6 protein-coding genes and 3 pseudogenes are annotated in these 6571 nt (G+C 63.5%); 7 read left to right on the forward strand and 2 right to left on the reverse strand.

Features of this window, described 5'->3' with window-relative positions; all coding sequences use genetic code 11:
• From JCM19049_RS06640 to JCM19049_RS06650, 3 genes and pseudogenes are all read left to right on the forward strand, one after another.
• Positions 1–1101 (forward strand): annotated as a pseudogene (locus JCM19049_RS06640) (alpha-hydroxy acid oxidase); the annotation flags it as partial.
• 336 nt (positions 1102–1437) lie between these two features.
• On the forward strand, positions 1438–1767 hold the full coding sequence (locus JCM19049_RS06645) for a DUF308 domain-containing protein (protein WP_054821188.1): 330 nt from the start codon (positions 1438–1440) through the stop codon (positions 1765–1767).
• A 27-nt stretch (positions 1768–1794) separates the two neighbouring features.
• Positions 1795–2097, forward strand: a complete 303-nt coding sequence (locus JCM19049_RS06650; protein WP_246049608.1) for a hypothetical protein — start codon at positions 1795–1797, stop codon at positions 2095–2097.
• A gap of 119 nt (positions 2098–2216) precedes the next feature.
• Here JCM19049_RS06650 and JCM19049_RS06655 read toward each other — a convergent pair whose 3' ends face one another.
• Together JCM19049_RS06655 and JCM19049_RS06660 are read right to left on the reverse strand one after the other, a co-directional pair.
• Positions 2217–2525 (reverse strand): hypothetical protein, encoded by a 309-nt coding sequence (locus JCM19049_RS06655; protein WP_054821189.1) that lies wholly within the window; start codon positions 2523–2525, stop codon positions 2217–2219.
• Between the two features lie 147 nt (positions 2526–2672).
• Positions 2673–3218, reverse strand: a complete 546-nt coding sequence (locus tag JCM19049_RS06660; RefSeq protein WP_054821190.1) for a CGNR zinc finger domain-containing protein — start codon at positions 3216–3218, stop codon at positions 2673–2675.
• A gap of 217 nt (positions 3219–3435) precedes the next feature.
• On the opposite strand from JCM19049_RS06660, the pseudogene JCM19049_RS06665 reads away from it, so the two are divergent.
• From JCM19049_RS06665 to JCM19049_RS19095, 4 genes and pseudogenes are all read left to right on the forward strand, one after another.
• Positions 3436–4339: pseudogene (locus JCM19049_RS06665) on the forward strand (DMT family transporter).
• Between the two features lie 145 nt (positions 4340–4484).
• Entirely contained in the window at positions 4485–5153 is a 669-nt protein-coding gene (locus JCM19049_RS19085; protein ID WP_279402619.1) for a GMC family oxidoreductase, read from the forward strand.
• A gap of 44 nt (positions 5154–5197) precedes the next feature.
• Positions 5198–6052, forward strand: a complete 855-nt coding sequence (locus tag JCM19049_RS19090) for a GMC oxidoreductase (protein ID WP_279402620.1) — start codon at positions 5198–5200, stop codon at positions 6050–6052.
• A 257-nt stretch (positions 6053–6309) separates the two neighbouring features.
• Positions 6310–6571, forward strand: a pseudogene (locus JCM19049_RS19095) (MFS transporter); the annotation flags it as partial.

The following is a 6571-nucleotide window of genomic DNA, read 5'->3' on the forward strand; positions in this document are numbered from 1 at the left end:
CCCGGCCGCGGCTTCGACTACGTGGACGGCGCCGCCGGCCGGGAAATCACCGCGGACCGGGCGCGGGAGGTCTTTGACTCGGTGGAGCTGCTGCCGCGCATCCTGCACGGCACCGCGCACTCGGATCTGTCCACTACGATCGCCGGTGGCAATTCGGCACTGCCCTTTGGGATCGCACCGACCGGCTTCACCCGCTTCATGCAGTCCGAGGGTGAGATCGGCGGTTCCCGGGCCGCGGAGAAGGCCGGGATCCCCTTCAGCCTGTCCACCATGGCACCCGCTCCATTGAGGAAGTGGCCAGCGCCGCCCCAAACGCCCGCAAGTGTTCCAGCTCTACCTGTGGAAGGACCGCGAGAAGTCCCGGGCCCTGGTGGAACGGGCCGCGTTGGCCGGCTTTGACACCCTGCTGGTCACGGTGGACACCCCGGTGGCCGGCCAGCGGCTGCGCGATGTGCGCAACGGATGAAGATCCCGCCGGAACTGAGCCTGAAGACGGTGCTGGATGCCTCCTACCGGCCCGAATGGTGGTTCAACTTCCTGACCACCGATTCGCTGAAGTTTGCCTCACTGTCCAATACCTCCTCTGATTTGCCCACCATCATCAACTCCATGTTCGACTCCTCGCTGGACTTCGATGACCTGCGCTGGATCCGCGACCTGTGGCCGGGCAAGTTGTTCGTCAAGGGGGTGCTCACCGTGGAGGATGCCCGCAAGTCGGTGGCCGCCGGGGCGGACGGACTGGTGGTCTCCAACCACGGAGGACGGCAGCTGGACCGTGCCCCGATCGCGTTCGAGGCGCTGGGGCAGGTGCGCCAGGAGGTGGGTCCGGAGATGGAAATCATCCTCGACTCGGGCATCATGTCCGGGGCGGACATCGTCGCCTCCCTGTGCGCCGGCGCCGACTTCGTGCTTATCGGCAGGGCCTACCTGTACGGGCTGATGGCCGGCGGACAGCAGGGGGTCGAAAGAGCCATCGAGCTGCTGGCCAAGGAAGTCGAGGTCAACATGCAGCTGATGGGAGCCGGATCCATCCGGGAACTGACCCCCGAGCTCATCCGGGTGCGCGCCGGGCGTACGGCCCGTCCGGCACTGAATCGCTAGCGGGTCAACGCGGTGACCGGCGTTGTTAAATGTGCCGCCGGTCACCCAGCCCAGGCTCAGGTGTCAGGGTCTTCTATACCGCGTAGAATAGGCGTGTGCCTGCACCAAAATCCACTGCAATCCAAGCCCAAGAAGTTTTCCGGCCCGTACTGCTGCGCGGCCTGACTGCCGCCGCCTACGCGCTGATTTCCATCTTCTGGATCGGCGCCGACCTAAAGGTCCTGTCCTATTCCACCGCCGGCCTGCTGGTGCTTACTGGCGTGTTCATGTGGCAGTACGCCTCCGTGGCCACCGTTCCGGCCAAGCGCGGGCCCCTATGCTTTTGGTGCCGGCATCATGCTGCTGGCCGGCATCACCACGCTGTTCGCCTCCACCCCGGCCATGGTCGCCTACATGGCTGCGGTCGGCCTGCTGGTCGGTGGCGTCTCGGAAATCGTCGTGTTCGCCAAGTACCGTCACGAGTTCCCACCGTTCCGCAACCAGCTGATCAGCGGTGCGGTGGCCGCCGGGGTCGGTGTGGCTCTGGCCTTCGCCGGACAGCTGGACACCCACGGGGTACTGGGAATGATCGGCGGCAGCGCCGTGGTCTTTGCCGTCTTTGAGCTGATCGCGGCCTTTGGGCACCTGCATGACTCCCGCAAAAACCCTGCGGCCGAAACTGACTAGACTTGATGGCAACACGAGGAAATAGAAATGGAGATCCTGGTGTCAAATAATTCACCCAAGAAGCAACCATGGAGTCAGTCGATCAAGGCTCCACTGGTCTTTTCGCTGGTGCTGGGAATCGTTGCCGCCTTTGTCGGTATGATCAGCGTGACCGGCGGCTCCGAGAATGACCTGCGCATCGATGTCGGACTGATCTGCTTTGGCATCGCCTTCATCGCCAGCCTGCTGGTGATCTCGGTGCTCACCATGGCGTCGAAGGAAAACGACCCGACCCTCGGCAAGGGATCCGGCGTGAACCGCGCCTCGGATCGCCCGCACGAGAAGGACTGATTAGGCGCCGGAAACACCCGCAGAGCCACAAACAATGGTGGGCCGCCCCTTGAGCAAGGGGCGGCCCACCATTGTCATCGGCCGGGTTTCAGCTTGCGCGGCCCGCGGCGGGCCGGCGCTTACTCCTCCGGCTCGTCGGCCGGACCCCATTCGGAGAGGAAGTCCTCCGGGCTCAGTTCCCCCAGATCCCGGCGCACCAGGGCAATTAGCCGCTCGGCTTCTTCCAGGTTCGAGGTGGGCAGGGTCAGCACCCGGGAATCATCGGTGCGCGAGTAGACCACCACGCTGGAACCGGAGGGTTCAAACTCCGCATCGCCCAGGACCGCCGAAGCCACTGCCGCCGTCCAGCGGGCTGCGGCCTTCAAGGGCGAATCATCGGTGCGTTCCAGCCGTGCTTCATAGTCCTCAGACGCGTGGTGCTCGTTCATGGTCCATCCCTCCGACGTACTTCCCGGTGCCAGGTCCTGCACACCGGGAAGTGGATCTGCAGATCAAGTCTGTTCGTGGTTTCATCCTAAAGGTGCCGCAGTTTTGCGGCGAGTACCGGCACGGGAATTATCCCGTGCGTGAAACCCTCAGGCGCGCCTGGCCTTGCGTGCCCGGTAGGCCCGGACATGCTCGCGGTTGGCGCAGTTGCCGGTGTCGCAGTACAGCTTCGACCGGTTGCGGGAGAGGTCGACCAGCGCCGCCCGGCAGTCCGGTGAGGCGCAGATGCGCAGGCGCTCAAGCCCCTTGGAGCGGATCACCTCGGCGACGGCCATGGCGGCCTCCACTGCCATGCGGTCATAGAGCGGGGCGCTTTGGGTGGTGGCGTGCAGGTGGTAGTCCCACTCGTCATGCTTGATCAACTGGGGCAGGGCCTGCGCGTTGCGCAGGATGGCATTGACCCGGCGCACCGCGTTGTCCTCATCCGCGGTCCAGATGTCGTGCAACTGGGAGCGCAGCTGGCGGATGGAACGCAGCTCGGCCAGGTTGTTCGCCCGGGCCCCGGTGAAGCGTTCGGTATCCAGGAAGTAGTCCAGGTCCCCGACGGTTTCGAGCTTGTCCACCAGGCCGGAGTTGGTGTTCAGCAGGTTGACCACGGTACGCAGCGAAGCCTGTGTGTCAGGTGCAAAGGTCATTGTGACTCCTGTAAGTCGTCATGGATTGACGAGCATTTCGGCAGAATCGTATTGTCATGATCATACATTCAATGACTCCTGACTCCCGTGCGCGGGTCGTCCTCTGAGGGCGCGCGGGAACCGGGAGCCCGTTCCGAAAGCCAGCACCCATGCCCGAGATATCTTCAGCCCCCGAGGCCCTTCCGCATGTTGCTTCCAAGCCCCGCAAAACCGGAACATGGTCGGAGTGTGGATCGCGCTGCTGTCCTCCGCGGTCTTCGGCCTATCTGGGTCCTTCGCCAAGGCCCTGATGGAGGCCGGATGGTCTCCGGCCGCGGCGGTGACCTGGCGAATGGCCGGTGCTGCGCTGGTGCTGGCCATCCCCGCAATCATCGCGATGCGGGGGCGCTGGACGCTGCTGCGCACGAACTGGGCGCCGATCCTGCTCTTTGGGTTGTTCGGGGTGGCCGCCTGCCAGCTGTGCTACTTCCTGGCCGTGCAGCGGCTGGATGTCGGGGTGGCGCTGATGCTCGAATACCTGGCCCCGGTCTTCATTGTCCTGGTGCTGTGGATCAGGCACCAGAAGCGCCCGCGCATTCCCACCATCGCCGGCACCCTGGTCGCACTGGTGGGGCTCATGGCCGTGCTGGATATTGCCGGAACCACGACCATTGATCCATCGGGGTGATGTGGGGAATCGGCGCAGCCATTGGCCTGACCGTCTACTTCTTTGTCAGCGCCCGGGTCAACGGCGCGCTGCCGCCGATCATGCTGTCCGCCGGTGGTTTGCTGGTCGGTTCGCTGATGATGGCCCTGATCGGGTTGTTCGGCATCCTGCCCATGGAGGTGACGTTCACCGAGGTGAACCTGGCCGGTCTGCAGACGCAATGGTGGGTCGCCCTGGGCGGAATGATCATCCTGTCTACGGTCATCGCCTATGTTACGGGGATCATGGCCGCCCGGGCCCTGGGATCCAAGGTCGCCAGTTTCATTTCACTGACCGAAGTGCTCTTTGCGGTGTTGTGGGCGTGGCTGCTGCTTGGAGAACTGCCCGGCTGATCCAGCTCTTCGGTGGCCTGCTGATCGTCGGCGGGGTCGTGCTGGTGCGCGTGGATGAGCTGCGTCAGCCGGTCGGCCATTAGCCGCGCCGACCAATTGCAGCCGTGACAGGTCTGCATCGGATGCCAAGAAGCCTGCATGCGTTGCCAAGTGTGAGATGGCTTACTCCGCATAGGGTAATCCCACGAGAACACGGGAATTCCAGGAGGAAGTGTGCAATCACATTATTTGGTCATCGGCGCCGGGTCGGCCGGAGTTGTCCTCACTCGCCGCTTACTGGATGCCGGCAACAAGGTCACCCTCGTCGAAGCCGGGGGACAGGACACCAACGCCGACATTGACGACGTCTCACGGTTGGGTATGCTGTGGGGCGGTGCTGAGGACTGGAACTACTTCACCACGCCTCAGCCGCAACTGAACGATCGACGCGTGCACGTGCCGCGAGGCAAGGTGATGGGCGGTTCCCACGCGCTGAACGCCACCATTTGGGTTCGCGGGGATCGCTGGGACTTCGACACCTGGGCGGAGCAAGGTTGCCAGGGGTGGTCATGGGACGATGTTCTCCCCTTTTACAAGGCCATCGAGAACTTTCACGCCGAGGACGGCGGAGGAGGCGACCCACAGGTCCATGGCACCCAGGGGCCTTTGGATGTCACTTACGACTATCCCCGCCATCCAATTCAGCAGGCCATGTACGATGCCACCCTGCAGGCGGGCGTCCCCGCGAATCCGGACTACAATTCCGGCTCCGTGGAAGGTGCCGGATGGATGCAATTGAATGTTCGTGACGGTGTCCGCTTCAACACCTGGCGCGCCTACCTCAAGCCCATCGCGGATCACGAAGATCTCACCCTGATTACCGAGGCCACGGCACGTCGTCTCCTCTTGGAAGGCTGAACGTCACCGGAGCGGAATTCAGCCGCGACGGAGAGATTTTCACTGTGGAAGCAGATGAAGTGATCTTAACTGCCGGAGCCATCGGATCGCCGGAGCTCATGCTGCGCTCCGGTCTCGGCCCCCGGGAGCACCTGGAGGAGCTGGGCCTTGCGGTAATCAAGGACATCCCCGCCGTGGGTAAGAACCTCCACGACCATCTACTCGTCCCCGTCGTCTGCACAACACAAGACCCTCTGCCGATGCCGGAAGTCGCAGCGGCACAAGTGCATTTCTTCGCAAAGTCCATCCCCGACCTGCCAGTGGCCGATACTCAGCCGATCTTCTTTAGCCTGCCGATGTACACCAACTCGGCTGAGCCGCTAATGGAAGCACCGGAGACGGGCTTTTCATTGCTGGCCGGACTCGTCCGACCCAAATCACGTGGCACCCTGACGCTGGCTGGCCCGGCCCCGGGGGATGGGGTGAACATCGATCTGGCCGCCTACGCGCAGGAGGACGATCTGCAGGCGATGCTCTATTCCCTCAAGCAATGCCGCGACATTGCCGCGCAGCCGGCGCTGAGGCAACACGGAGCTGTGGAAGTGCATCCGGGGCGCGAGGTGCAAAGCGAAGAGGAACTCATCGAGTACATTCGTCGCACCACGACGACCTACCATCATCAGGTGGGCACCTGCGCCATGGGCATTGGGCCAACGGCGGTGGTGGACCCTCAAAGCCTTCGGGTTCATGGGGTTCAGGGGTTGCGCATCGCGGATGCATCGGTCATGCCGCAGGTGACCACCGGCAACACCAACGCCCCCTCGGTGCTGATCGGTGAGCGGTGTGCCACGGCAATCACCGGGCTGCTACCGTTCGAGAAGGAGCAGGCCGTCCAGATGGAGAAGACCCCGCTTTCGTAGCACTGAACCGGAACAGACCGGCCCGCCTGGCGCTGAAAGGCACAGGCGGGCGCCGAATTATTCGTGAGCTGGATTTGACGACGGCAACCGATCAACCATTTGGTTGATGGCAGCAACTTTTCGTCCACCTAGAGTCGATAGTGCGGTGCAGCAGCACCACGACCTTGAAACTTGGGTATCGAAAGGAACGCATCGGTGGCTACTTCGGACACCATGAACCTCAGGGCTCCCCGCAGGCATCACACCCGTGGGGAGCCTTGGCTATTCTGGCCGCCGGACTGGGGCTTGTGGTCCTTGACGGGACCATTGTCGGGGTCGCCTGCCGCAGATCATTGCCGATATCGGTCTGGACCTGGGCGATGCCCAATGGGTCAACAGTCTTTACGCAGTGGTGCTGGCCGCCCTGCTGCTGTCCGCCGGAAGCCTGGCCGACCGGTGGGGCCGCAAGAAGCTCTTCGTCAGTGGACTGCTGCTCTTTGCGCTTGGCTCTCTTCTGGCCGCGGGGGCCGGGGCGGCGGG

The organism is Arthrobacter sp. JCM 19049 (assembly GCF_001310435.1).

Bases quoted from the DNA above. Each gene is read 5' to 3' on its own strand.
- JCM19049_RS06660 (WP_054821190.1), bottom strand. From the start codon at position 3,218: ATGACCTTTGCACCTGACACACAGGCTTCGCTGCGTACCGTGGTCAAC.
- JCM19049_RS06655 (WP_054821189.1), bottom strand. From the start codon at position 2,525: ATGAACGAGCACCACGCGTCTGAGGACTATGAAGCACGGCTGGAACGC.
- JCM19049_RS06645 (WP_054821188.1), top strand. From the start codon at position 1,438: ATGCTGCTGGCCGGCATCACCACGCTGTTCGCCTCCACCCCGGCCATG.
- JCM19049_RS06650 (WP_246049608.1), top strand. From the start codon at position 1,795: ATGGAGATCCTGGTGTCAAATAATTCACCCAAGAAGCAACCATGGAGT.